Raw genomic sequence first — 26,339 nt, forward strand, 5'->3', positions numbered from 1 at the left:
ACTCCTATTCCAGTGTTTCCGTTAGCCTGGCCGGCTCATTGAAATTGTCTAGCCGGCGATCGCCGGCGGCAATATGGACAGCCACCGGCTGCAGCTTCAGCAGCGCACGGAGCGGACTGCGCTGGCCGGCCTTCCATTGCTCCTGCAGTGCAGGCAGCAGGCTGACCGGCAGCAGACTGAACAGCGGTTGCCAGTGGTCTCGATGATGCAGCATCACCGGTCGTTTACCGGCCTGCCTGTGTAAACTGCGCAAAAGTGCCCGGTCAATGCGAGGGGCGTCGCAGGGTAGTATCAGCAACTGGGCGTTGCCGGCTACTTTCAGTGCTTCGATGATACCGGTCAGCGGGCCGGGATAATCGGCAGCAGGATCGCTGACCAGCTGGTCAGCCAACTTCCGATAACGTTCGTGGTTGCGGTTGCAGGAGATGATCAGGTCATCGGTTAGTGGCCGCACCACTTGGTGCATGTGCTCGATCAAAGGGCGGTTGTGCCAGTGGATCCAGCCTTTGTCACGGCCGCCCATGCGCTGGCCACGACCACCCGCCAGTAACAGGATGCTGCAGTCGGGCAGGAGGCTTGCAGGAGGGACGCTGGTCATGGTCTAGATGCTTTTGGCAAGGTCATGTTCCAGGGCCCAAATTGCAGCTTCAGTACGGGAGCGCAGGCCCAGCTTGTGTAATACACGCTTGACGTGCACCTTGACCGTGCCTTCGCTGATCTCCAGATTGCGGGCGATCAGTTTGTTGCTCTGGCCTTTGGCGATCAGCTCAAGTACATCCTTTTCGCGGCGTGTCAGATCGACCGGCTGTGATGCCGGTTCAAGGCGGCCCTTGATCGCCGAGGCAAGAATGTGGGTCAGCTCCGGGCTGAGGGCTGTTTTGCCCTGTGCTGCGGCACGGATTTGCAGCACGATTTCCTCGGGTTCCATATCCTTGAGCAGGTAGCCGTCAGCACCCTCGCGCAGGGCTTCGACCACATCTGAATGCTCATCGGAAACACTAAAAATGATGATTTTTGCGTCCACTCCGGCGGTGCGCAGTGCCTTGGTGGTTTCAATCCCGTTAAGTCCCGGCATGTTCAGGTCCAGCAGGATCAGATCAAGCTCGGGTTCGATTGAAGTCGCTATCTGAATGGCTTCTTCACCGGAGCCCGCCTGGGCAACGGGCTGCAGGTCATCTTCCATGGCCAGCAAATCGGCCAGGCCGCGCCGGAGCATGGGGTGGTCATCGACCAGCATGATGCGAGCGGGCTCTGAGATCGGCGGTGTCATGTGACTCTCCCTGTTTGGTTGAAAATATACTGCGGCGTGAAGTGTACATGGATGCGAGTACCCGGATGGAGGGCAGTGATATCCAGTTGACCGCCCAGGCTCTGGCTGCGTTCTTGCAGAATCGACAGGCCGTAATGCCCCGAGCGGTTGTTGGAAAGGTCGATGCCGATACCATCATCTTCCACCAGCAGGTGTACTGCACCACCGGGGTCCTGTTGCAGGCTGATTCGACAGGTGTTTGCATTGGCGTGCTTGATTACGTTGCTTAAAGCTTCGCGGATGATCTGCAGGCTATGCAGCTCTTCATTGGGCGTCAGTGGGCAGTGCTTGATTTGCGAGTCGAAGAGGATTTTCACCGGGGTATGGCGGGAAAACTCCTTGATGGTGGCGTCGATGCTGGCAGCCAGCCCCGGCTGATCCAGCTTCAGGCGGAATGTTGACAGCAGCTCCCGTAGTTGCCGGTAGGCGGCTGACAGACCGGCTTGCAAGTCGCTGAAGGTGGCCAGCAAAACGGCTTCGTCCTGGCCGCTGGTGAGCTGTTTTTTCAATAGTGCCAGTTGAATCTTCTGATAGGACAAGGCTTGTGCCAATGAGTCGTGCAATTCGCGAGCGATCACGGCACGCTCTTCCATCAAGGCAATGCGTGCCTGTTTTTGCCCCAAGGTATTCAGGTTGAGGGCAACGGCAAAGAAATCAGCCAAGGTGGTCAGCAACTGATGTTGGTATTCATCCAGTTTGTGTGCTTCCCGTGTTTCGACTTGCAGGTAGCCGAAGCAGGTACCTTCGGCGGTGAGCGGGAAGCTATACACACAGTCGGACCCGCTTCCCGATTCCAGTGCCGGGCAGTCGGTACAGTCCGGATATTGGCAGTATGGGGGTTTCTTGTGCTGGCGGGTGGTGAGTACGGTATGGGCTTTACGGGTTTCTTTTTCATTCAGATTGAACAGACACAGCACAACCGATTCGCAGAGCAACGTGCGTTTGATTGGAGGTAATAAGTCAGCTAGCGCCGGTATAGGGTCATCGGCAGTTTTGTACAGACTCTTTGCCGTGTTGAACAGAAGCTTCAGGCTGTCGTTGCTCTTTTTCAGCTCAAGGGTCTTGCTATCGACCTTGTGTTCAAGGCTGGCGTATAGCCCGGACAACTCCACCGCCATCATGTCAAGGGTCTGGGCTAGCAGGCCCAGTTCGTTTTTGTCGTTGATTTTACTGGATATGTCGACTTTCTGATCCAGGTTGCCTTTTCCGATATGTTTGGCGTGGGCAATGATTTTTAGCAGAGGTACCACCAGGCGTGTGTGCGAATTTAGAATCACAAACAGTGCCAGCAGGATGGTGATGAACAGCGCGGAAATCTGCAATCCGCGGATATAGGAAAGCTTGCGCTCCGAGGCCAATTGCAACTCGTGTACAAAATCATCCAGTTTTTTTACAAAAAGTGGAACTTCATGGCTATAGGCCCGCTTTTGTGGTGGTTTTTGCTCCAGCAAGGGACGCATTAGGTTTTGCCAGCGGTTAACGATCTGGCTATAGGAATGCTTCAGACCCTCTTGGTTGAGGACCGCTTGTACCAGGGAGCGGGCATGGATAGTCTGACCAAACTCTTCTATGTAATCCTGAATGGTATTGGCATCTTGCTGGCTATCCGGGCCGACATTGATGGCGAGTGCCAACCGGTAGGATTGCATGCGAAGACTGCCCGCCTTGTTAATGGCTTCGGCATCGCCGCGAATGGATTCGGCCAGATACATGCCGGCCAGCATGCTTAGCAGGTTGAAGAAAATCACCAAAGAAAACGCAATTAACGTTTTCAGGATCACCGAGTGCCTGAACGAAATCTGGAACTCGTGTGGCGGACCTTGTTCTGGCTGTGTACTCATGGGCGTTCCGTGTGTAAGCGACCGGTTGCGGCCTGAATGCCCGGCTGCTTTATGTCCGGGCAAGTTGCCATGAAATCAGTCCGAAACTTAGCAAAATCAGCCGGCATAATTGAATACCCCCTAATTTCCATGGTTTTGAATATGCTGGAAATTTTGATCTAACATATTGATTTTCAATGAAGTTGTTGGTTTTTGTTACCCCTTTGTGGGTAGCCTCGAAATTAACCCAGTACCGCGCTTGGTTTTTTCGCCTCTGTCTCCGGTTTTAGTATCCGCTCAACAGCAGTGTTCGCATTGCGTGAGGATATTTTTACCAGACCCGACCGAGGTAGACGATGAACAAAAATATCGAAACGTGGGACGTCGAGGACCATACGTTCTGGGAAAACACGGGCAAGGCTGTGGCCAACCGGAACTTGTGGATATCCATTCCCAGCCTGTTGCTGGGGTTTGCCGTATGGATGATGTGGGGAATCATCACGGTACAAATGCTCAATCTTGGATTCCCTTTTGAGCCGGCCGAGCTGTTCACCCTGACCGCAATTGCAGGCCTAGCAGGCGCCACCTTCCGTATTCCGGCTTCTTTCATGATCCGCATTGCGGGAGGCCGCAATACTATCGTGTTTACCACTTCGTTGCTGATCATTCCGGCCGCAGGCGCCGGCATTGCCTTGCAGGATCCGAACACTCCACTGTGGGTATTCCAGCTGCTGGCGCTGCTGTCGGGTATTGGCGGTGGCAACTTTGCCTGCTCCATGAGCAACATCAGCACGTTTTTTCCCAAGCGCCAGCAGGGCCTGGCACTTGGACTGAACGCCGGTCTGGGCAACTTTGGCGTAACCACCATGCAAATCCTGATTCCCCTGGTGATGACCATGGGTGTCTTTGGTGCGATTGGTGGTGCGCCGATGGAACTGATCAAGGACAGCGGAACGCTGATTGGTCGTATTCCGGCAGGTTCTGCCACCTGGATCCAGAACGGCGGTTGGGTCTGGCTGGTATTTCTGATTCCGTTGAGCCTGATTGGCTGGTTCGGCATGAACAATATTATCCCGATCACTCCGGCGCCAGGTACTCCAGTCAGTGCTTTCAGCAAGATCCTTGGTCTCTACGCAATCAGTTTTGTCACCTCGGTGATCGGCCTGTACCTGTACCTGCCCAAACCCTTTGGTCTGGGTGTGCTGAACATGTGGGTGGCGATGCCGCTGATCATGATTGCCACCCTGGGCGCCCTGCGTCTGATACCGGGCAGCATCAAGCCCAACATCAAGCGCCAGTTTGCCATTTTCAGTGACAAGCACACCTGGTCGATGAGCGTGCTCTACATCCTGACCTTTGGCTCCTTCATAGGCTTTTCGATGGCGCTGCCGCTGTCGATTACCGTGATTTTCGGTTTCGTCAACGAGGTGGGAGCTGATGGCGTGGTCACACGCGTTGCCAACCCGAATGCGCCCAGCGCTCTCACTTATGCCTGGATCGGCCCGTTTCTCGGCGCTTTGACCCGGCCGATCGGTGGCTGGATTTCTGACAAGTGGGGTGGCTCGCTGGTGACCCAGGTGATCACCGTGATCATGGTGGTGGCTTCGGCGGCACTGGGTTATGTCATGCAGGCCGCCTATGGTTCGGCTCACCCCGAAACCTGGTTCTTCACCTTCATTGCATTGTTCCTGATCCTGTTTGCCGCATCTGGAATTGGCAATGGCTCGACCTTCCGCACCATTGGCGTGATTTATGACCGCGAGCAGGCCGGTCCGGTACTGGGCTGGACATCCGCCATTGCCGCGTACGGCTCCTTTGTTGCCCCGGTGGTCATTGGTGAACAGATCAGGGCCGGCACGCCACAGGTTGCCATGTACGGGTTTGCGATCTTCTACGCGTTTTGCCTGGTATTGAACTGGTGGTTCTACCTGCGCAAGAACGCCTATGTAGCGAATCCCTGATTTTTGCCTGCATGAGAGGAATTTGGCATGAACATCATGTTTGCCTACGACAACTCAACCAATGCCCGACAGGCACTGGACAAGACCTTGAAAATGTTTGCCTGCATGCAGCCCAGGGTCACCCTCATCGGAGTGGTGGACCCGAATACAGGCTCAAGCGGAGTTAACGAGCAAGGTTATGAGGAATACAAGTTTGACTTTTCTGAGTCGGTGCGCGAAGCCGCACAAACCTTGAATGAACTTGGTGTCAGCGCCGAGGTGATCATCGCGGAGGGGGATCCGCGCAAGATGATCCTGGAAGCGGTACACAGCAAAAAACCTGACTTGCTGGTGCTTGCCCGGCACAGCGAAAAAGCCGACAGCAACATCATCGGTAAAACGCTGGATGCGCTGGTCGAAGAGTTCAACTTCATGACGTTCGGCAATGTCAGTTCTTTTCTTACCAGGCGGGTCAAATGTCCAATTTTGATCCAGTCCTGTTCGTAAGTTCGCAGGCCGGAGAATACGCATGAAAACTTCAGATCTGTTTAGGGTCAGGCAACCGGAAATCAGGGCATTACACCTGACCTGGATTGCTTTTTATATCTGTTTCTTTGTCTGGTTCAACATGGCACCGCTGGCCACCAGCATGCTGAAAAGCGTGGACTGGCTGACCGCCGACGACCTGCGCCTGTTTGCCATTGCCAACGTAGCGTTGACCATTCCGGCACGGATTTTGGTGGGGATGGCACTGGACAAGTGGGGTCCGCGTCGGGTGTTCTCGGTGCTGATGGTCACCATGGCGCTGCCGGCACTGGCGTTTGCTTATGGTGACACCCGCTCCCAGTTGCTGATTTCACGTTTGGTGCTCAGTTCCATTGGTGCCAGTTTTGTGGTTGGTATCCATATGACGGCGATGTGGTTCAAGCCGCGCGACATCGGCTTTGCCGAGGGCTTCTATGCCGGCTGGGGCAACTTTGGCTCGGCTGCTGCGGCCATGTCGCTGCCGGCGATTGCCCTGCATATGTTTGGTGGTGATGACGGCTGGCGTCATGCGATTGGTGTCAGTGCGGTGATGATGGCGCTGTATGGCGTCTATTACTGGTATGCAATTACTGATGGCCCCGTGGGTACCATTCATCATAAACCGCGCAAGGTCAGTGCAATGGAAGTCAGTACCTGGGGGGACATGATCAAGCTGATCATCTGGACCATTCCGATGGTTGGCATCCTGTCGGTGCTGGTCTGGCGCATCGAGAACATGGGCTACCTGTCGTCCGGTTGGGCGTGGGTGTGTCATGGTGTGATTGTGCTGGTGGTGGCTTATCAGATCTTGCAGATTCTGCTGGTCAATCTGCCCATTTTGCGCAAGGGCGTGCCCGAGGATGACAAGTATGATTTCAACTCGGTAGCAGCACTTAACTCCACCTACTTTGCCAACTTTGGTGCCGAACTGGCGGTGGTCTCCATGCTGCCGATGTTTTTTGAAATGACCTGGGGATTGACAGCAACGGCTGCCGGCCTGATTGCCGCATCCTTTGCTTTCGTCAACCTGATTGCCCGTCCGATTGGTGGGCTGGTATCGGACCGCTTTGGTAACCGTCGCTTTGTCATGCTGGCCTACATGCTGGGTATCGCTGTCGGCTTTGCCCTGATGGGTCTGATGAATAGCGGCTGGCCGCTGTTCATGGCAGTCGCCATCACCATTCTCTGTTCGGTGTTCGTACAGGGAGCGGAGGGTGCCACCTTCGGCGTTATTCCTTCCATCAAGCGGCGTATTACCGGTCAGATTTCCGGTATGGCCGGAGCATACGGCAACGTGGGCGCAGTGTTTTATCTGACTCTGTACACCTTTGTTACGCCGTCCCAATTCTTTTTCATTATCGCTGGCGGTGCTTTGCTCAGTTACATCGCCTGCTTCTTCTGGCTGAAAGAGCCTGAAGGTTCATTTGCCGAGGAATATGCCGTGTCTTCGGTTGACCTGGAACTGGCGGCAGAGCAAGAAAAATAAATTTGTACCCGGAAGACGGGGATTGAATACGCTGCCGGTACACAGTGGTGTGTCGGCAGCATTTGACGAGGGTAGAGCAATGAGTCGAATACTGGACCAAATGCGTTTCTTCAAAAGAAAGCAGGATGAATTTGCCGATGGTCACGGGGAAACCCGTCAGGAGTCCCGTGACTGGGAGGACAGTTACAGAAGCCGCTGGCAATACGACAAGATCGTCCGGTCCACCCACGGGGTGAACTGTACTGGTTCCTGTTCCTGGAAAATTTACGTTAAAAACGGGCTGATCACCTGGGAAACGCAGCAAACTGACTACCCGCGCACCCGTCCGGACCTGCCCAACCACGAACCGCGCGGCTGCCCGCGTGGCGCCAGCTACAGCTGGTACATCTACAGCGCGAACCGGGTCAAGTATCCCAAGGTGCGCAAGGCGTTGCTCAAGCTGTGGCGTGACGCACGCAAGAACCAGGCGCCGGTAGAGGCCTGGGCCAGCATTGTCGAAGATCCGGCTAAGGCCAGGTCTTACAAAAGTCAGCGCGGTCTGGGCGGTTTTGTCCGCTCCAGCTGGGACGAGGTCAACGAGATTATAGCGGCGGCCAACGTCTACACCACCAAGGAGTACGGCCCGGACCGGGTAGTAGGGTTCTCGCCGATTCCGGCCATGTCGATGATCAGCTACGCCGCCGGCTCACGTTACCTGTCGCTGATGGGCGGCGTGTGTCTGAGCTTCTATGACTGGTACTGCGATCTGCCGCCGGCCTCGCCGATGGTCTGGGGCGAGCAGACCGATGTGCCCGAGTCGGCCGACTGGTACAACTCCAACTACATCATTGCCTGGGGTTCCAATGTGCCACAGACACGTACCCCGGATGCGCACTTCTTCACCGAAGTACGCTACAAGGGAGCCAAGACGGTTTCGGTTACTCCTGACTATTCGGAAGTGGCCAAGCTGACCGACCTCTGGCTGAACCCCAAGCAAGGTACCGATGCCGCCTTGGCACAGGCGTTCAATCATGTGATCTTCAAGGAATTCCACCTTGAAAACCCCAGCGAATACTTCACCGATTATGTACGGCGCTATACCGACATGCCGATGCTGGTATTGCTGGAACAGCATGCGGAAGGCTACAAACCCACCCGTTTCTTGCGGGCGGCAGACCTGGACAACAATCTGGGCCAGGACAACAACCCCGAGTGGAAAACCATTGCCCTCGACAGCACTACTGATGAATTCGTCTCCCCTCAAGGCTCCATTGGTTATCGCTGGAACGAGAAAGGCAAGTGGAATATCGAAGCTCGCGAGGGTGGCGAAGGCCGAGAGGTCAAGCTGCAGTTGTCCCTGCTCGATGCCGGTGACGCGGTGGATGTAGCCTTCCCTTATTTTGGTGGTGACCTGCACGACTATTTCCAGCACGTGGACGGTGACAACATCCAGTTCCGCCGTGTACCGAGCCGGGAAATCACGCTGGCTGACGGTAGCAAGGCCCGTGTTGCCACAGTGTTCGATATCAGTGCCGCCGGACTGGCCATTGACCGTGGCCTGGGTGGCGAGAACGTTGCCAGCAGCTACGATCAGGCCAGCATTCCGGGTACTCCGGCCTGGCAGGAGGCGATCACGGGTGTCAGTCGCGAAAAGGTCATTCAGGTGGCCCGCGAGTTTGCCGACAACGCCGACAAGACCCGTGGCCGTTCGATGATCATCATCGGCGCGGCAATGAACCACTGGTACCACATGGACATGAACTACCGTGGCGTGATCAACATGCTGATGCTGTGCGGTTGTGTCGGCCAGACCGGTGGCGGCTGGGCGCACTATGTGGGTCAGGAAAAACTGCGTCCGCAAACTGGCTGGCTGCCGGTGGCCTTTGGTCTGGACTGGCACCGTCCGCCCCGCCAGATGAACGGCACCAGCTTCTTCTACAACCACAGTTCGCAGTGGCGCCACGAGAAGATGAACATGCATGAAATTCTGTCGCCGCTGGCCAACAAGGATGAATTGCCCGAGCACGCGCTGGACTACAACATCCGCGCCGAGCGTGCTGGTTGGCTGCCAAGTGCTCCCCAGCTGAACCGCAACCCGCTGCAGATTTGTCGTGATGCCGCCAAGGCTGGCAAGACCCCGCAAGAGTACGCGGTGGAAGCATTGCAGGATGGTTCACTGCGATTTGCCTGTGAGCAGCCTGACAGTGCTGAAAACTTCCCGCGCAACATGTTTGTCTGGCGCTCCAACCTGCTGGGTTCTTCGGGCAAGGGGCATGAATACATGCTCAAGTATCTGCTGGGTACACCCAAGCATGGCGTGATGAACGATGACAGCGGCAGCATCGGCTACAAGCCGACCGAGGTGGAGTGGCAGGATGAAGGTGCCATCGGCAAGCTCGATCTGGTTACCACCCTGGACTTCCGCATGTCCTCGACGTGTGTGTACTCCGATATCGTGTTGCCGACCGCTACCTGGTACGAAAAGGACGACATGAACACTTCGGACATGCACCCTTTCATTCACCCTCTGTCGGCGGCGATTGACCCGGCGTGGGAATCGCGTACCGACTGGGAAATCTTCAAGGGTGTGGCGAAGAAGTTCTCCGAGCTGTGCGAGGGCCATCTGGGGGTCGAGCAGGATCTGGTGACCGTACCGCTGCAGCACGACAGTCCCGGCGAGCTGGCGCAGCCGTTTGGCGGTACCGACTGGAAGACAGCCGGTGAACCACTGCAGCCGGGCAAGAACGCGCCCAATATGGCGGTGGTCGAGCGTGACTATCCGAACACCTACAAGAAGTTCACTTCGCTTGGCCCGTTGATGAACAGTTTGGGTAACGGGGGTAAGGGCATCAACTGGAACACCGACGATGAAGTGACCTTCCTTGCCCAGCTGAACAAGCCGGTGCTGGAAGAAGGTGTAAGCCAAGGTCGTCCGCGTATCGAGTCGGCCATTGACGCCGCCGAGGCTGTCCTGTCGCTGGCACCGGAAACCAACGGCCATGTGGCGGTCAAGGCCTGGGCCGCGCTGTCGGAGTTTACCGGCCGTGACCATACCCATCTGGCCAAAGGAAAGGAGCATGAGGCGATCCGCTTCCGTGATATTCAGGCGCAGCCACGCAAGATCATTTCCAGCCCGACCTGGTCCGGACTGGAAGATGAACATGTCAGCTACAACGCCGGTTACACCAACGTGCACGAGCTGATTCCGTGGCGCACCATCACCGGTCGCCAGCAGTTCTATCAGGATCACCCCTGGATGCAGGCGTTTGGTGAGCAGCTGATGAGCTATCGGCCACCGGTCAATACCCGTACCGTGGATATCGTCAAGGGCAAACGTGCCAATGGCAACACCGAGATCGTGCTCAACTGGATCACGCCACACCAGAAGTGGGGTATCCACAGTACCTACACCGACAACCTGCTGATGCTGACCCTGAGCCGCGGCGGCCCGATTGTCTGGCTGTCGGAGCTTGATGCGCGCAAGGCCGGTATCGAGGATAACGACTGGGTCGAGTGCTTCAACGCCAACGGTGCCCTGACCGCCCGCGCGGTGGTCAGTCAGCGGGTCAAGGAAGGCATGATCATGATGTATCACGCCCAGGAGCGGATCGTGAACGTGCCCGGTTCGGAAACCACGAAGACCCGTGGCGGCCACCACAACTCGGTGACCCGTGTGGTACTCAAGCCGACCCACATGATTGGCGGCTATGCACAACAGGCCTATGGCTTCAACTATTACGGCACAGTGGGCTGTAACCGTGACGAGTTTGTCGTGGTACGCAAGATGAACAAGGTCGACTGGCTCGATGGTTCAGATACAGATGACCTGCCACAACCACTGTCCCAAGACCTTTAAGGAGAGTGCCATGAAAATACGTTCACAAGTTGCCATGGTTCTGAACCTGGACAAATGCATCGGCTGTCACACTTGCTCGGTGACCTGTAAAAACGTCTGGACCAGCCGCGAGGGCATGGAGTACGCCTGGTTCAACAACGTCGAAACTAAGCCGGGCATCGGTTACCCGAAAGAATGGGAAAACCAGGAAAAATGGAAGGGTGGCTGGGTGCGTGAAGCCGACGGCAGCATCCGTCCGCGCATCGGCGGCAAGTTCCGGGTGTTGGCGAACATCTTCGCCAACCCGGACCTGCCCGAGATCGATGACTACTACGAGCCGTTCGATTTCGACTATCAACACCTGCATACCGCACCCGAGGTGCCACACCAGCCGGTGGCCCGGCCACGCTCGGCGATCACCGGCCAGCGCATGGAAAAGATCGAGTGGGGTCCCAACTGGGAAGAGATCCTGGGTACCGAGTTCGAGAAACGCCGCAAGGACAAGAACTTCGATGCGGTACAGGCCGATATCTACGGGCAGTATGAAAACACCTTCATGATGTACCTGCCGCGTCTGTGCGAGCACTGCCTCAACCCGACCTGTGCGGCCTCCTGCCCCAGCGGTGCTATCTACAAGCGTGAAGAGGACGGCATTGTCCTGATTGACCAGGACAAGTGTCGCGGCTGGCGCATGTGCATCAGTGGCTGCCCGTACAAGAAAATCTACTACAACTGGAAGAGCGGTAAGTCCGAAAAGTGCATTTTCTGCTACCCGCGCATTGAGGCCGGCATGCCGACCATCTGTTCCGAGACCTGTGTTGGCCGCATCCGCTATCTGGGTGTGTTGCTGTATGACGCCGACAAGATCCACGAAGTGGCCAGCACGCCGAATGAGCATGACCTGTATCCGAAGCAGCTGGAAATGTTCCTCGATCCGAACGATCCCGAGGTGATTGCCGCCGCCCGCAAGGCCGGCATTCCTGACTCGGTAATCAGCGCTGCCCAAAAATCGCCGGTATACAAGCTGGCGGTGGACTGGAAACTGGCATTGCCGCTGCACCCCGAGTACCGCACCCTGCCGATGGTCTGGTATGTGCCGCCGCTGTCACCGATCCAGAACGCTGCGGAAAGCGGCAAGATCGGCATGAACGGCGTGCTACCAGATGTCGATAGCCTGCGCATTCCGGTACGTTACCTGGCCAACCTGCTAACTGCCGGTGATGAAGAGCCGGTCAAACTGGCACTCAAGCGCCTGCTGGCAATGCGCGTATACAAGCGTGCCCAGCACGTTGAAGGGGTCGAAGACCTGCGCGCGCTGGAAGATGTCGGTCTGAGCAAGGCCCAGGCCGAAGAAATGTACCGCTATCTGGCGATTGCCGACTATGAAGACCGCTTCGTCATTCCGACTGCCCACCGTGAAGAGTCCATGACTGACGCCTTTGCCGAACGCAATGGTTGCGGTTTCAGCTTCGGAGACGGCTGCAGCCATGGTGGCGAGTCCAGTCTGAACATGTTTGGCGGCAAAAAGCAGAACCGCCGGGATGTGCTGAAAACTGTCCAGGTATGGGAGGAATAAGTATGGAAATTATAAAAGTAATTTCTTTATTGCTTGATTACCCCGAACGCCAGCTGATGGATGCCAGGGTTGAGCTGGATGACGCGATTGGGCAGTGTCTTTTCATCAGCCCGCAGCAGCGCCAGGCGTTACGTGACTTGCTGCAGCACATCGCCGGACAGGAACTGCTTGATGCGCAGTCCCTGTACCTGAGCCTGTTCAATCGTGGCCGGCATTTGTCCCTGCTGATGTTTGAGCATGTGCATGGCGAGTCCCGTGATCGCGGTCAGGCGATGGTCGACCTGCTGGCGGAATATGAGCAGGCCGGTTTTGCCATCGCGGCAAAGGAACTGCCGGATTACATCCCGCTATACCTGGAGTATTTGGCCAGTCGCGACCAGCTGACAGCCCGTACCGGGCTGGCCGACATCCAGCATCTGCTGGCGTTGCTCGGTGCCCGGCTGGAAGAGAGCGAAAGTCCCTATGCCGCCTGTTTCCATGCGCTGCTGCAGCTGGCCGGAGTTGATCCGGCCGAGCAGATTGGCCAGGCCCGCGAAAAGGTTGCCGAAGACCCGGTGGATGACAGTCTGGAGGCACTGGATGCCGAGTGGGAAGAGGAGGCCGTCACTTTCATGCAGGGCGATGGCCAGGCTTCCTGCGGATTGTCTTCACCGGCCGGCAATTTCCGTGCCCGTGAAGAGGTCGCGGTACCTGTCCACTGGGTGGATTTTACTGATGCATCCAATGCCGCTGGCAAATTCTAGGAGACTGACATGTCCAGTTTTAATTTTCTGATTTTTGGTGTGTATCCCTATATTGCCCTGGCCATTTGCCTGATCGGCAGCTGGGCACGCTTTGACTTGTCGCAATACACCTGGCGGGCCGGTTCCAGCCAGATGCTGGACGGCAAGGATATGCGTGTGGCAAGCAACCTGTTCCACGTCGGGATCATCTTCATCCTGGCCGGCCACTTCGTTGGCCTGCTGACTCCGGAGGCGGTGTATCACGGCTTCATCAGTTCGGGTGCAAAGCAGGTTCTCGCCATGGTATCAGGCGGGTTCTTCGGCATTCTGTGCTTGGTCGGACTGGTAATGCTGATCAAGCGCCGCCTTAACAACCCGCGTGTACGTGCCACATCCAGCACCTCGGACATCATGATCCTGTTTGTACTGCTGGTGCAGCTGATTCTGGGCCTGCTGACCATTGTTGCCTCCACGCAGCATCTGGACGGCTCCGTCATGGTGATGCTGGGCAACTGGGCGCAAAGCATTGTTACCTTGCAGCCGGTCAAGGCCGCCAGTGCCATCGAACCGGTCGGTCTGGTGTACAAGCTGCACGTATTCCTGGGCGTGACCCTGTTCGTGCTGTTCCCCTTCACACGTCTGGTGCATATCGTCAGCGCGCCTGTCTGGTATCTGGGACGTCGCTATCAGATCGTGCGCCAGAAAGGCTGAACTGTTAAGGAGTAAACAACCATGGTCACAGCAAACTTGATTGCCAGCAGCAACCAGGAAATGCCCATTGTGCGGGTCAACGGAGTCCGGATGGAGGCGGATGCCATTGCCAGGGAAATGCAATACCACCCGGCAGAGTCTCAGCGGGAGGCCATGTTCCTGGCGACCCAGGCGCTGGTCCTGCACGAGTTGCTGCTGCAGCGTGCCAGGGAGATCGACCTGCAGGCACAGCCGCGCGACAACGAAAGCCCCGAAGAAACCTTGGTGCGTTGTTTGCTGGAGCAGGAAGTGCAGGTTCCTGCTGTGACCGAAGCCGAGCTGGAGTTGTACTATCGCAATAACCCGCGCAAGTTCACCACGCCGCCCCTGCTGGCTGCCAGGCACATTCTTCTGGCTGCCGATCCGCAGGACAGCGAGCAGCGCAGTGACCAGGCGCAACTGGCCAAGACCCTGCAGCAGCAACTGCAGCAGGGTGTTGCCGGTTTTGCTGAACTGGTGCGGGAATATTCCGACTGTCCGTCCCGGGACCAGGGCGGTGAGCTGGGGCAAATCTCTACGGGTCAGACTGTCCCCGAGTTCGAAAAGCAGCTGCTGCGCTTGCCGGAAGGACTGGCCGGGCAGGCCATCGAGTCGCGCTATGGCTACCACATCGTAGAGGTGCAGCAGCGTATCGAAGGGCAATTGCTGCCATTCGAGATTGTGCGAGACAAAATAAGTGCCGAGCTGGGTCAGCGCAGCTGGCATAAAAGTGTTGCACAATACCTGCAAATTCTGGTTGCACAGGCCAATGTCGAAGGTATTGCCCTGCAGGGAGCAGTGTCACCTTTGCTGCAATAACCGCTAAGGAGTCTATGGCATGACCAGCAAGCTGGTGGATGGCTTTGGCCGCAATATCGACTATGTACGGATTTCGGTAACCGACCGTTGTGATTTCCGCTGTGTTTACTGCATGGCCGAAGACATGACTTTTCTGCCACGGCAGCGGGTGCTGACACTGGAAGAGATCGAGCGTAGTGCCCGCATGTTTGTCGCCAACGGAGTAAAGAAAATCCGTTTGACAGGTGGTGAGCCGCTGGTGCGCCAGGGGATTGTCGGCTTGTGTCGCAACATCAGCGCAATCGGGGGGCTGCGGGAGCTGGTGATGACGACCAATGGCTCGCAGCTGGACAAATATGCCCGCCCCTTGCTGGATGCGGGGGTGAAGCGGCTCAACATCAGTCTCGACTCGTTGCGTCCCGAGCGCTTCCGTGCCATGACCAGGGTCGGTGACCTGTATCAGGTGATCCGTGGAATCGAGGCTGCCCGTGCTGCCGGTTTTCAGTCGGTCAAACTCAACAGTGTCATCATTAACGGGACAAATGATGACGAGATTCTCGATCTGGCCGGTTTCGCTGTGGACAACGGCCTTGACATCACATTTATCGAAGAGATGCCGCTGGGGCAGGTCGGACGCTCGCGTGAGCATGCGCTGTTTACCAGTGAACAGGTTCGTGAGTTGCTGGAGCAGCGTTATCGCCTGCTTCCCAGTACCGAGAACACCGGTGGACCGGCCCGTTATATGCGTTTGCAGGACCACTCGCAGACGCGTATCGGCTTCATCTCTCCGCACAGCAACAATTTCTGCACGACATGCAACCGCGTGCGGTTAACCGTTGAGGGCAAACTGTTACTGTGTCTGGGCAATGAGCACGACCTTGACCTGAACGCCTTGCTGCGCCGTTATCCGCTTGAGGACCAGCCGGTTATGATCGCAGTTCGCAAGGCGCTGCGCTATAAGCCGGAGCGTCATGATTTCAGCGCAGATGGCGAGGTGCAAATTTTGCGTTTCATGAATGCCAGTGGCGGTTGAGCTACCCATTTGGCAGGTTATTGCTGCCAGGCCCCATCTTGTACAAAAAGGCGATGACCAATGAACATTTTGAATTTTACAGACTTGTTGACTGCTGCCCGCCAACAGCCTGAACCACAGCAGTTGCTCTTTGTTTTTGCCCGGGCCGAACTGCCCGATGGGGCAACCGAGGAGCAGAAAAAGACTTTTGCCGAAGGCGGTGGTGGTGCGCTGGCTCCGGTGCTCTGCGTCGACAAGAGCCCCGGCGAGCTTACCGATTTTGCCGCGCTGGTACAGGAGTCGGAGAAAACAGGTCAGCCCTGGGATCTGGTGTTCGTCAGCAGCCTGTCAGGTCATGCCGGCATTGCACCCACCACCGAACAGGCCGAACAACCCTTGCAGATGATGGTGCAGGCGATACACTCGGGCAAAGTGGCCAGTTTGCTTGCGCTGGACAAACAAGGCCAGACCCTGAGCTTTTATTAAGGACATCCCATGAGCCATACCAGTGACGTTTTTATACCCCTGAACATTGCCGTGCTGACCGTCAGCGACACCCGTACCCTGGAGACCGACACCTCCGGCCAGTACCTGGTGGGCCAGCTGCAACAGGAAGGGCACAACCTGATCGATCGCCAGATCATGCCGGACAACCTGTACCAGGTGCGGGCCCAGGTGGCCCAGTGGATTGCCGACGACCGGGTGCAGGCGGTGTTGATCACCGGCGGCACCGGTTTCACCGACCGCGATAGCACGCCGGAAGCCGTGACCTGCCTGCTGGACCGCATCATTGAAGGCTTTGGCGAGCTGTTCCGGCAGATTTCACATCAGGACATCGGCACTTCCACCATCCAGTCCCGCGCCTTTGCCGGCCTGGCCAACCGCACGCTGGTGTGCTGCATGCCCGGTTCCACCAATGCCTGTCGCACCGCCTGGGAAGTCATCCTGCAACCACAGCTGGATGCCCGCCAGGGGCCGTGTAATCTGGTAGCCCATTTGACCCAGACTCCTGCCTGCGCCAGCCGGGGTTGAGCATGCCATTGCTGCCCCTTGATGAAGCGCTACGCATCCTGCTGGAATATGCCGACCGCCAGCAGGTGACACAAACCTGCAAGGTGCCGGCAGCTGAAGCTGCAGGCCGTATCCTGGCGCAGCCGCTGGTGGCCGGCCTGACCCTGCCGCCCTGGCCGAATAGCGCCATGGACGGCTACGCGGTGCGCAGTGTCGACGTGGTGCCGGGCCAGCCACTGCCGGTCAGCCAGAAGATCTTTGCCGGACAGATGCCCGGGCCGCTGCAACCGGGCAGTTGCGCCCGGATCTTCACCGGTGCCCCGCTGCCGGAAGGCGCCGATGCGGTCGAGATGCAGGAAAACGTCGAGCTGGATGCGCAAGGCAATGCCGTGTTGGCGCAGGTGGTCAAACCGGGACGCTTCATCCGCCCGGCCGGTCAGGAAGCACGGCCCGGCCAGTTGATGCTGCCAGCCGGAACGCGACTGGGGCCGGTCGAGCTGGCGCTGGCCGCCTCGCTGGGCATGACGCAAGTGGACGTCCGGCGTCGCTTGCGGGTGGCGGTTCTGTCCACCGGCGACGAGCTGGTCGAGCCGGGTCAACCGCTGCGGCCCGGCCAGATCTACAACAGCAACCGCATCTTGCTGATGCACTGTTTGCAGCGGCTGGGTTGCGAGGTGGTTGACCTTGGCTGTCTGCCGGATGACCCGCAACGGATCCGACAGCAGCTGTCATCGCTGGCCGGCATCGATTTGCTGCTCAGCTCGGGCGGGGTGTCGGTGGGCGAGGCGGACTATCTGGGGCAGGTGCTGCGCGAAGAGGGCGAAGTCAGTTTCTGGCGGTTGGCGCTGAAGCCGGGCAAGCCAAAAACCTTTGGCACCTACCGCGGCATGCCCTTCATGGGATTGCCGGGTAATCCGGTGTCCACCCTGGTGACCTTCGTGTTGCTGGCACGGCCCTATATTTTGCGCCGGATGGGCATGCAGGATGTATTGCCAAGGTGTTATCCGGTTCCGCTGGCGTTTGCAGTAGAAAACCCGGGTGTGCGGCGCGAGTTCATGCGGGTTGGCTGGCAGGATGGCAGACTGCAGCGTTACGACAATCAGTGTTCCGGCATCCTGGGCAGTGCCGCCTGGGCTGATGGCCTGCTGGAAATTCCTGACGATAGCAGCCACCAACCGGGCGATCTGCTGAACTTCTATCCATTTTCCGAGCTGTTGTAAAACAGCTGGCTGACAAATAAAAGCTGCCGGCCCCGGCGCATCCCGGGGCCGGCAGTAACGGCAGCTTTACCAGCTTTTATATGGCAGAAACTTGCCGTTGAGGGTCAGCACGACCCGGTCGCCTGCCGGATTTTCTTCCTTGTCCAGCTGCATGCTGAAGTCGATGGCACTCATGATGCCGTCGCCGAATTTTTCGTGGATCAGCTCTTTCAGGGTGTCGCCGTAGACGCCGACGATTTCATAGAGACGATAGACCAGAGGATCGGTAGGAACGGCTTTATCCCAGTTCTTGTGCGGATATTGCTGCAGAGCTGTCGCAATTTCATCCGGCAGCTGCAGAAATTGGGCAATGGCCTTGGCAGGTGTTTCCTGCAGGCTGTTCATGCCCAGACAGGCAGAGGTGACAAAGACGGGGTCCAGACCGGCATGGGCGGCAATGGCTTCCCAGCTGAGCTGTAGCTTGTTTTTGGCCAGGATGATGGCCTCGGTCATGGCAGCCTTGTTCATGTGGCATCTCCAGCAAAATGAAAGGTACCGGTTGAGCTTGCCGGATGGCTGACGAAATGAAAATACAGCTAAATAGGTATCCCGTTGTCGATGCCAGCCAGTTGACCGTTTTCGATATGGACTACGGCAGCGGCAAAGAACTCCAGATCCACAGGGTCATGACTGATCATGATCATCGGAATATTCAGCTGGCTTTGCAGTGTAGCCAGCTGCTCACGCATGTGTTGGCGCAGGGGCGGATCGAGCGCACTGAAGGGTTCGTCCAGCAACACGGCCGCGGGTTCCATGATCAGCGCCCGGGCCAGGGCGGTGCGCTGGCGCTGGCCGCCGGACAGCTGGTAGGGATACAGGTGCTGGGCATCCTGCAGTGAAAACCTCTCCAGCCACTGGTCTACGGCCTGACTGCAGATGTTGCGCCCGGGGTTGAGCAGGCCACGGCGCAAACCGAAGGCAATGTTCTGCCGCGCGGTCAAGTGCGGAAATAGCGCATAGTCCTGGAACAGGTAAGCAATCCGGCGTTGGCGGGCAGGCAGGTTGATCTTGTGATCGGCATCAAACAGGGTGCGCCCGGCGAGCCGGATATAGCCGCTGTCGGGGGTTTGTAACCCGCCCAACAGCTGCAACAAAAGTGATTTGCCGGAACCGGATGGGCCATAGACCAGCAGTCGCTGGTCGCTACAGGTAAAGCCCAGCTGCAGCTGGAAACGGCGCCGGGGTGAAGTCAGGGTTTTTTCCAGTTGCAGCTCGATCATGCCTGCCTCCGGCGGTGACTGCGTGACAGCCAGCTGGCGCTGAGCAGTACCGTGATACATACCACTGAAGTGATCAGCACCAGCAGGTTGGCGGTGCTGTCCTGGCCGGACTGCACCGCTTCGTACACTGCAATGGACAGGGTTTGCGTGCGGCCCGGAATGCTGCCGGCAATCATCAGGGTGGCACCAAACTCGCCCAGCGCCCGGGCAAAGGCCAGCAGCAGCCCGGCCAGAATGCCACGCCACGCCAGCGGCAGAGTGATGCGGAAAAAAATCGACAGCTCACTCAAGCCCAGCACACGACCAGCCTGCTCCAGCTGCGGGCTGACCTCTTCAAAAGCGGCGCGGGCCGGCTTGAACACCAGCGGAAAGGCGACAATGCAACTGGCCAGTACCGCGCCCTGCCAGGTGAATATCAGACTGATACCGAAGTTGTCATATAACCAGCTGCCCAGGGTGCTGTTGCGCCCCACCAGTACCAGCAGGTAGTAGCCCAGCACCGTTGGCGGCATCACCATGGGCAGGGTCAGCAGGCTGTCCAGCAGGTCGCGGCCCGGCAGGCGGGTACGGGCCAGAAAGAAGCCGGTAGCCACCCCTAGCACCAGATTGATGGCAGTTGCCCAGCCGGCCACCTTGAGTGACAGGGACAGGGCAATCCAGGCGCTGCTCATGCCGGTCTACTGCACCGTGCCAAAGCCGTAGCGCTGCAGGATGGCCTGGCTGGCAGGCGCGAACAGGTAGTCGATGAAGTCGTGGCTGGCAGGGTTGTGTGTACCCGGCGCGGTAATGGCGACGGGATACAGCACCGGTGTTGCTGTCGGTACGGTCAGCTGCACGCTGACCTTGTCCGCCATCAGTGCGGCATCGGTGGCGTAGACAAAGCCGGCATCCACCTCGCCGCGGGCCACATAGTCCAGCGAGTGACGGACGTTCTGAGTCTGGATGAATTTGTCCTGGAGTGCATCCCACAGCTGAAGACCGGTCAGCACGTCGCGGCTGTAGCGGCCAACCGGTACCGAGTCGGGGTTGCTCACTGCAATGCGCTGCCAGACAGGTTGCCGCAGATCCTCCAGTGTCTGTAATGGCTGGCCGTTCATCGGGGTGATTAGCACCAGGCTGTTGCTGACAAAGTCGCGCCTGCTGGCGTTGTCCAGCAGGTCCAGATCGCGGGCCTGATCCATGGTGGCCTGGTCGGCACTGGCAAAGATGTCCACCGGTGCGCCATGGGCCATTTGCTGGAGCAGTACGCCGGAGGCGGCAAAATTGAGCTGTACCCTGTGTTCGGGCCGTTCCTGTTCAAAAGCTGCGGCAATGTCCTTGAAGGCATTGCTCAGGCTGGCGGCGGCCGACAGGGTAATCTCGGCGGCTCCGGCCAGGGGCATCCAGCAGGCAAGCAGTAAAGCGGGCAGGCCAGGTTTCATCGGATAGTCCTTTTATAAGCCAAACGGATAGCCAGACTATAGACTGTTTGCCGGTCTCGTTATAGAAGGTAGTGACCCTTTACCTCTAACGGGGTATTCGTTTGCAGGATGCCTGGCAACACAAACATCAGTGGCTCACTTTTGTGCCTGTTGTGTGCAAAAGTGTCATTTTCGGTTGGCCGCTTATTGAACCAGACAGGCTTGTCCTTGGCTGACTATCGATCACTGCAAGCCTCATTATCATGGCTGCACTGTACTCACCGAATGCATCATTTGCCTTTGCATTCCGTGTTCTGGCTGCGGCAGAAGTCCCTTGCCCGGTTTTTGTTTCTGCTGTGGCGTTCGACTGCCCGCAGGGCCGCTCAGGCCAGCACCACGCCCAGCGCCATGCAGGAGGGAACCAGCAGATTGACCTGCACGTTCAGGGCCACCAGGCGGTTGTCCGGTACGCTGCCGGGAGGCATTTTTTTCAGCCCGCGGTATAGCGCAAGCGCCGGGATAAATCCGGCCATGCCCAGCAATGCCGTGGCTGGCAGCCATGAGCCAAGCACCAGAAACAGCAGGGTCAGGAATGCGCCCAGCTGGAAGCTGTGGAACACACGCAATGCGGTGGCAGGACCTTTGGCGATCAGGATGTTGTTGCGGCCTATGCTGCGGTCGGCCTCCAGATCCGGAAACTGGTTGAGCAGCAGCAGGTTGTTGACCAGGAAAAAGGGAATCAGCGAGCAGACCGGCATCGTCAGGCTGTATTCTCCGGTCAGTGCAAAATGGCTGCCCAGCATCATCAGCGGGCCGAACCCCAGGCCCGGGGCGATCAGGCAGAACCAGGGTGAGCTGGTGATTTTGGGGGTGTAGGCCATCACCACCAACAGGCCGGCCAGCCCGATTGGTAGCAGGCCCCAGCCGCGCAGCCAGACCAGGTACAGGCCGATTGCGCTCACCAGCGCAACCAGCGCCAGACCAAGACAGTGGGCGGCGTACACAAGCTGCGGTTGTTCCTGCAGCGCGCCGCTACCACCGCTGAAGGGGGTACGCTGCGTCCGCTCATCCAGTCCGCTGCGGGCATCGTACACCTCGTTCAGCACGTTGACCGCCGCATGTGCGGCCAGGGCGCCGGCCAGTACCAGCCAGCTTGGCAGTGCCGACCAGTCCGCACCATACCGGCAGGCCAGGGCAAGACTCAGCGCCACAATGGCCAGGGGCAACAGCAGGAAGGGCGGACGAGAGGTGCGGAGCAGGGTGCGTATCATGGTTGACCGGTGTGTAATCAACAAAAAACCCGCCGGATGTGCTGGCAGGCAGCAGGCGGGTGAATGCGGCGCAAGTATAGCCCGGGCATTCCAGCTCCGGCCAATTGCCTGTATGTTCGGCTGCTTGCCCTCCTGCTTGGGCTGCTGGCCATTTCCGCATGGGAGCAGGTGGGATTTTTGCGACGGCTGTACCACAACCGGCAGCCATTTGCCGAAGCCCACCAGTAGCGGGCCAAAGACACCCTGATTGTCGAGGCGGGCCGTGACTGGATTGTGCGTGCCAAGACCGGCCGGGACGGCCGGGTAGAGGGCGGTCATTGCTGTAGCTGTCATGGCTCCCTTCGCTGGGCGGGAAGGTACCGGTGTTTATACCATGTGTTTTACCGCTCAGGATGTGCGGCCTCCCCCTTTGGCGCATTTACTTTCCTGCTGCAGCCCGCACAATGCGCTTGTTTCGCTCTATCACTCCCATCAAGGCCCGATCCATGCCTGCGCGTGTTACCGCCAGCCCTGTCTGGCTTGTCCTGCTGCTGACCTGCCTGACCATGACGGCCTTTGCCGCCAATTCGTTGCTGGCGCGGCTGGCTTTCCAGACGACCAGCATTGATGCCGCCTCTTTCACTGTCATCCGCATCCTGTCCGGTGCCGTGACTTTGTCGCTGATTGCGCTGGCCGGCCGGCAGCCGCTGAAAACCGGCAAGACGGACTGGCTGTCGGCGTTGTTGCTGTTCGTCTATGCGGCAGCATTTTCCTTTGCCTACCGGCATATCAGTACCGGAGCCGGGGCTTTGGTGCTATTTGCCGCGGCGCAACTGTTGATGATTGGTTACGGGCTGTGGCGGGGTGAGCGTACCAGTATCACGGGGCTGATATTGGCGCTGGGCGGGCTGGTATTGTTTCTGTCGCCGGGCGCGGCTGCACCGTCTTTGAGCGCGGCCCTGTTGATGGCACTGGCCGGCTTTGCCTGGGGCGGCTTTTCGTTACTGGGCAAGCAGGGGGACTCGCCCGTTGTCGGTACCGCCTTGAGTTTCATTCTGACTCTGCCGCTGGCGTTATTGCTGCTTGCCGTACAGTATCGCAGCCTGAGTCTGGATGTTGCAGGGGGACTCTATGCGCTGTTGTCAGGCAGCCTGGCTTCCGGTGTCGGCTATGCGCTCTGGTACTGGGTCAGGGTGCGCATGGCGGCGATTACCGCTGGTGCGGTCCAGCTCAGTGTGCCGGTATTGAGTGCGATTTTTGGTGCTGTTGTCCTGAGAGAGACGGTCAGTTTGCAGGAGGCGATATCGGCGCTGGTGGTACTGGCCGGCATAGCACTGGTGATCAGACAGGAACGACGCTAGCTGCCGCCATCCGTGGTGATGCCTGATCAGCTAGTGCGCTTTCTGTTCAATCCGTAACAGGATCAGCGACGCACCGATGATGAGCGCCATGCTGACCAGAATCCATGGGGTGACCGGATCGCCAAACAGCAGGGCGGCAAAGCTGATGGCATACACAGGTTCCAGTGCGATGAAGCCGCTGCAGGTGCTGGCCGAAATGCGTTGCAACGCATACAGGTAGAGTAGCAACAGCACGGCCGTATTGACGACACCAAGCGTGCCCAGTGCCAGCGCAGCGGCTGGACTGGGCGGCTGTGAGCGGCCTGGCGGGTAGGGTGCTTTATGGGTTGCTGCCGCTTTTGCAGCGGCGTAGCTGTGAGGGTATAAAATGGCCGGCAGCCCGGTCCTGCCTTGTCCCGGGCCGGACTGCCGGAAGGCGGCATCACTCGCCTTGTGCGCCAGCAACCCTGTTCAGTGGCTGGCGTCCCATTACTCTTTACTGCCCGCGGCCTTGTCCGCTACCGCGACGGCCTTGCTGTTTGCCGGATTGCTGCTGATGCAGCTTTTTCGCGGCGGCGAACTCTGCGGGTGAAATGCTGCCGTCCCCGTTGGTGTCCAGCTCCTCGAATGAGAGTGCGTCGGTCAGGCCGCGCATCTGACGACCGTCCTGGGCGCGCTGGCTGATACGGGCGGTGCGTGTTTCGGTGAACTCGGCTTCAGTGATCTTGCCATCGCCGTTCAGATCAAAGTCGGCAAAGGCTGGCATATTGCCCTGTATGTTGCGTTTAGCATCCTTGCGCTGGTCCTGGTTGCGGCCTTTTTTCATGTCGCGGCGTTCCTGCCATTTTTGCTTCATGCTCTGGCCTTGCTGTTGCTGGCCCATTTTCTGGCCCTGGCCGCGCTGGGCTGTCTGGTCTGCCGCAAAGGCCTGACCGCCAGTGACTGCCAGCAAACCGGCCAGCAAGGGGGTGATCAGGAATTTCATATTCTTCATGCGCTACTCCCGGGTCTGAACCCTTAGTTGATGATTGTTTTTTAGTTGTGAACAGTATGCCAGTGCATGCTTAAGCAAACCTTAAACAGTGATCATGCAGATGGTTATGATCCTGACGATGGAAATAACAGTGCCGGCAGCGGGATTTTTTCGTACCCTGTTGCAGGACAATCAGCATGAGATTGTTTGCAAGGATGTGTTGCACTGCCATGGTCTTGCATAGCTACGCAAATGAATAACTACAACTAAAAACGAGGAATGCATCTTGTCTTCTTACTATCGTCTGCTCAGCCGTACGCAGGATGAGCAAGGGGTAACGCGCGCCGAATATGCGCCAACAGAACACGCCCAGGGGGTATGGAACCCGCAGGAGCAGCACATGGCGCCGGCTACCGGCATTCTCTGTCGCGAGCTGGAGCTGTTTTGCCCGCGGCCGGAATTGCGCTCGGCGCGGATCAATCTGGACATCTGGGGGATGATTCATTTTTCTCCTTTCACGGTGGAAACCCGCATGTTGCGCCCCGGACGCACCATCGAGCTGGTTGAGGTGCGTATGCTGTCCGGCGGGCAGGCCTGCATAGTGGCCAATGTCTGGCGTCTGCAAACCTGTGACAGCAGCAAGTCGCAGGGGTTGGAGGACCCGCACATGCCGCCGCCTGAACAGATGCAGGATTGGCCAGCGTTCAGTGCCTGGGGTGGTGGCTATATTCGTAGCCTGCAACTGAAAACAATTATTGAACAGCACCGTCCGGGCCATGGCCGGGTGTGGCTGAAGAATGATCTGGAGATGGTTGAGGGCGAGCCGACATCAGCCTTTGTCCGGCTGATGGGTATGGTGGATACCGCCAATGGTGTGGCGGCTAGGGCCATGCCGAACGAATGGATCTTCCCCAATGTGGACCTGAACATCAGTCTGCTGCGCATGCCGCAGGGCGAGTGGCTGGGGCTGGAAACCCGCCAGCAGTTCGGCAGCGATGGTGTCGGCCTGACCAGCTCGGTGCTGCATGACGAGCTGGGACCCTTTGGTCGCAGCGAGCAGACCCTGACCATGCGCCGGCCACGCTAACCGGGGCTGTTATGCCAATGGCGCCGGGTGGCAGGCCAGCTTGCCATGGCTGCTATCCTGCGTTGCGCAAGGCGCAATCGCAGGATCCAAAAGACTGGATTCCGCGACTCCACTGCGTTACGCGCGGAATGACAGTACTAATGCCGCCCTGACAACACTGCCTGCCCCGTCATTACTCGTCATCACTCGGCTTTGACTGCGTGACATCGCGTCCGCGCACCTGCTGCAGGATGCTGTAGAGAATGTACCAGTAGTCGGTGTGGCCGATATCCAGATCGCGGTTGATGACGTGTGCCGGGGCCGGCAATAGCGGTTCGGGTAGCGGGTGACGACCGATGTACTTGCCGGTGGTTGGGCGCACCATCAGTACCCGGTCGGACCTTGAGTAGAAATTGCAGACGCGCTCACGAACCTGCGGCAGTATCTGTTCCTGTTCGCCATTGCTCAATGCGCGGGCACCGCCCATGAAGACCAGCTCGAGGATCGACAGACTGTCGGCTGGGGTGCCGGCCAGCAAGGCCTCAATCAGCAGCCGGGCGCCAAGGGAGTGGCCGTACAGACTGATGCTTTGCAGGTCGGGGTAGTGCTGGCGGGCATATGCCTGCAGCTCGGGCAGCAGGGCCAGTGCCAGGTTGCGGGTCTGGCTTTTTTTGCTGCTGTAATGACGGTAGCCGCCAAACGCGGCCACTGCCACACCACGGGCCAGTCCCAGTTTGCTCAGTCCGAAACTGCCGGCGGCACCCTGCAACACCTTGATCCAGACCTCGCGCATGGAGCCCGAGTCCCAGAAGGCATCCTCGTCGTCCGGCAACGGGGGTACGCAGCGCAGCAGCCGGCTGCGGTCACGCTCGTCGCTGGCCGACAAGTAACCATGGACAAACAGGTTCAGGTGCCTTGCCCTGTAGTTGTTGCCACTGCTGGTGAACTGGAAGGCTTGGGGCATGCTGGGTTTCCATGGAATCGGGATAGGCAGGATTTTAGCCTGAATGGCAGATTCTCGTAACGACCAGTCGAGGATTCTCTCAGGGGCAAGCCCCTTCACGCAGACAGCTGCTAGCATGTGCAGAC

General features: G+C 58.2%; 25 protein-coding genes and 1 pseudogene. 15 read left to right on the forward strand and 11 right to left on the reverse strand.

Going from position 1 to position 26,339, the window contains the following annotated elements; translation table 11 throughout:
* Positions 1 to 4: 4 nt before the first annotated feature.
* The 3 genes from mobA to AR306_RS02375 are packed head-to-tail and all read right to left on the reverse strand — an operon-like array spanning position 5 to position 3,150.
* Positions 5 to 598, reverse strand: coding sequence for a molybdenum cofactor guanylyltransferase MobA (gene mobA / locus AR306_RS02365; protein WP_101495943.1), 594 nt, complete (start codon positions 596 to 598; stop codon positions 5 to 7).
* A 3-nt stretch (positions 599 to 601) separates the two neighbouring features.
* Positions 602 to 1,270, reverse strand: a complete 669-nt coding sequence (gene narL / locus AR306_RS02370) for a two-component system response regulator NarL (RefSeq protein WP_101495944.1) — start codon at positions 1,268 to 1,270, stop codon at positions 602 to 604.
* Entirely contained in the window at positions 1,267 to 3,150 is a 1,884-nt protein-coding gene (locus tag AR306_RS02375) for a type IV pili methyl-accepting chemotaxis transducer N-terminal domain-containing protein (protein WP_240622456.1), read from the reverse strand. The genes narL and AR306_RS02375 overlap by 4 nt, the downstream gene beginning before the upstream one ends.
* Positions 3,151 to 3,485: 335 nt before the next feature.
* Here AR306_RS02375 and AR306_RS02380 point away from each other — a divergent pair, with 335 nt between their 5' ends.
* From AR306_RS02380 to AR306_RS02435, 12 genes are all read left to right on the forward strand, one after another.
* Positions 3,486 to 5,090, forward strand: a complete 1,605-nt coding sequence (locus tag AR306_RS02380; RefSeq protein WP_101495945.1) for an MFS transporter — start codon at positions 3,486 to 3,488, stop codon at positions 5,088 to 5,090.
* 27 nt (positions 5,091 to 5,117) lie between these two features.
* Complete coding sequence (locus tag AR306_RS02385; protein ID WP_101495946.1) at positions 5,118 to 5,576, forward strand: universal stress protein; 459 nt, start codon at positions 5,118 to 5,120, stop codon at positions 5,574 to 5,576.
* A gap of 22 nt (positions 5,577 to 5,598) precedes the next feature.
* A complete protein-coding gene (locus AR306_RS02390) occupies positions 5,599 to 7,080 on the forward strand; it encodes an MFS transporter (protein ID WP_101495947.1) in 1,482 nt (493 codons plus the stop codon).
* A 79-nt stretch (positions 7,081 to 7,159) separates the two neighbouring features.
* Positions 7,160 to 10,915, forward strand: a complete 3,756-nt coding sequence (locus AR306_RS02395; RefSeq protein WP_101495948.1) for a nitrate reductase subunit alpha — start codon at positions 7,160 to 7,162, stop codon at positions 10,913 to 10,915.
* Positions 10,916 to 10,925: 10 nt separating this feature from the next.
* Positions 10,926 to 12,470 carry a nitrate reductase subunit beta gene (gene narH / locus AR306_RS02400; RefSeq protein WP_101495949.1) on the forward strand — a complete coding sequence of 515 codons (1,545 nt, stop codon included), beginning with the start codon at positions 10,926 to 10,928 and terminating at the stop codon, positions 12,468 to 12,470.
* 2 nt (positions 12,471 to 12,472) lie between these two features.
* The gene (gene narJ / locus AR306_RS02405; protein ID WP_101495950.1) at positions 12,473 to 13,213 is read left to right on the forward strand and encodes a nitrate reductase molybdenum cofactor assembly chaperone; all 741 of its coding nucleotides are present in this window, start codon (positions 12,473 to 12,475) and stop codon (positions 13,211 to 13,213) included.
* A gap of 9 nt (positions 13,214 to 13,222) precedes the next feature.
* Entirely contained in the window at positions 13,223 to 13,903 is a 681-nt protein-coding gene (gene narI, locus AR306_RS02410; RefSeq protein ID WP_101495951.1) for a respiratory nitrate reductase subunit gamma, read from the forward strand.
* Positions 13,904 to 13,924: 21 nt separating this feature from the next.
* Positions 13,925 to 14,740, forward strand: coding sequence for a peptidylprolyl isomerase (locus AR306_RS02415; RefSeq protein WP_101495952.1), 816 nt, complete (start codon positions 13,925 to 13,927; stop codon positions 14,738 to 14,740).
* A 19-nt stretch (positions 14,741 to 14,759) separates the two neighbouring features.
* A complete protein-coding gene (gene moaA, locus AR306_RS02420; RefSeq protein ID WP_101495953.1) occupies positions 14,760 to 15,752 on the forward strand; it encodes a GTP 3',8-cyclase MoaA in 993 nt (330 codons plus the stop codon).
* Between the two features lie 60 nt (positions 15,753 to 15,812).
* Entirely contained in the window at positions 15,813 to 16,217 is a 405-nt protein-coding gene (locus AR306_RS02425; RefSeq protein ID WP_101495954.1) for a ribonucleotide reductase subunit alpha, read from the forward strand.
* Between the two features lie 9 nt (positions 16,218 to 16,226).
* Entirely contained in the window at positions 16,227 to 16,763 is a 537-nt protein-coding gene (gene moaB, locus AR306_RS02430; RefSeq protein WP_101495955.1) for a molybdenum cofactor biosynthesis protein B, read from the forward strand.
* Positions 16,764 to 16,765: 2 nt separating this feature from the next.
* The gene (locus AR306_RS02435; RefSeq protein WP_101495956.1) at positions 16,766 to 17,962 is read left to right on the forward strand and encodes a molybdopterin molybdotransferase MoeA; all 1,197 of its coding nucleotides are present in this window, start codon (positions 16,766 to 16,768) and stop codon (positions 17,960 to 17,962) included.
* 66 nt (positions 17,963 to 18,028) lie between these two features.
* On the opposite strand, the gene cynS is transcribed toward AR306_RS02435, so the two are convergent.
* From cynS to AR306_RS02460, 5 genes are all read right to left on the reverse strand, one after another.
* Positions 18,029 to 18,469: a cyanase gene (gene cynS, locus AR306_RS02440; protein WP_101495957.1), complete on the reverse strand. Its 441-nt coding sequence runs from the start codon at positions 18,467 to 18,469 to the stop codon at positions 18,029 to 18,031.
* A 68-nt stretch (positions 18,470 to 18,537) separates the two neighbouring features.
* Positions 18,538 to 19,221 carry an ATP-binding cassette domain-containing protein gene (locus AR306_RS02445; protein WP_101495958.1) on the reverse strand — a complete coding sequence of 228 codons (684 nt, stop codon included), beginning with the start codon at positions 19,219 to 19,221 and terminating at the stop codon, positions 18,538 to 18,540.
* Complete coding sequence (gene modB / locus AR306_RS02450; protein WP_101495959.1) at positions 19,218 to 19,892, reverse strand: molybdate ABC transporter permease subunit; 675 nt, start codon at positions 19,890 to 19,892, stop codon at positions 19,218 to 19,220. Before modB ends, AR306_RS02445 begins: the two co-directional genes overlap by 4 nt.
* Before the next feature lie 6 nt (positions 19,893 to 19,898).
* Positions 19,899 to 20,642: a molybdate ABC transporter substrate-binding protein gene (modA, locus tag AR306_RS02455; RefSeq protein WP_101495960.1), complete on the reverse strand. Its 744-nt coding sequence runs from the start codon at positions 20,640 to 20,642 to the stop codon at positions 19,899 to 19,901.
* Between the two features lie 362 nt (positions 20,643 to 21,004).
* Positions 21,005 to 21,892, reverse strand: a complete 888-nt coding sequence (locus AR306_RS02460; protein ID WP_133539686.1) for a prenyltransferase — start codon at positions 21,890 to 21,892, stop codon at positions 21,005 to 21,007.
* A gap of 144 nt (positions 21,893 to 22,036) precedes the next feature.
* On the opposite strand from AR306_RS02460, the pseudogene AR306_RS13500 reads away from it, so the two are divergent.
* Both AR306_RS13500 and AR306_RS02465 read left to right on the forward strand, forming a co-directional pair.
* Positions 22,037 to 22,198 (forward strand): annotated as a pseudogene (locus tag AR306_RS13500) (OXA-2 family class D beta-lactamase); the annotation flags it as partial.
* Between the two features lie 179 nt (positions 22,199 to 22,377).
* Entirely contained in the window at positions 22,378 to 23,232 is an 855-nt protein-coding gene (locus tag AR306_RS02465) for a DMT family transporter (protein ID WP_206167947.1), read from the forward strand.
* A gap of 30 nt (positions 23,233 to 23,262) precedes the next feature.
* On the opposite strand, the gene AR306_RS13605 is transcribed toward AR306_RS02465, so the two are convergent.
* Together AR306_RS13605 and AR306_RS02475 are read right to left on the reverse strand one after the other, a co-directional pair.
* Positions 23,263 to 23,676, reverse strand: a complete 414-nt coding sequence (locus AR306_RS13605; RefSeq protein ID WP_101495962.1) for a DMT family transporter — start codon at positions 23,674 to 23,676, stop codon at positions 23,263 to 23,265.
* Between the two features lie 31 nt (positions 23,677 to 23,707).
* A complete protein-coding gene (locus AR306_RS02475; RefSeq protein ID WP_101495963.1) occupies positions 23,708 to 24,205 on the reverse strand; it encodes an EF-hand domain-containing protein in 498 nt (165 codons plus the stop codon).
* Between the two features lie 265 nt (positions 24,206 to 24,470).
* Between AR306_RS02475 and AR306_RS02480 the strand changes: the two genes are divergently transcribed.
* Entirely contained in the window at positions 24,471 to 25,271 is an 801-nt protein-coding gene (locus AR306_RS02480; RefSeq protein ID WP_101495964.1) for a thioesterase family protein, read from the forward strand.
* Between the two features lie 172 nt (positions 25,272 to 25,443).
* On the opposite strand, the gene AR306_RS02485 is transcribed toward AR306_RS02480, so the two are convergent.
* Complete coding sequence (locus AR306_RS02485) at positions 25,444 to 26,214, reverse strand: hypothetical protein (RefSeq protein ID WP_101495965.1); 771 nt, start codon at positions 26,212 to 26,214, stop codon at positions 25,444 to 25,446.
* Positions 26,215 to 26,339: the final 125 nt, after the last annotated feature.

The sequence above is a fragment of the Thiopseudomonas denitrificans genome, assembly GCF_002866065.1.
Lineage (GTDB): Bacteria > Pseudomonadota > Gammaproteobacteria > Pseudomonadales > Pseudomonadaceae > Thiopseudomonas > Thiopseudomonas denitrificans.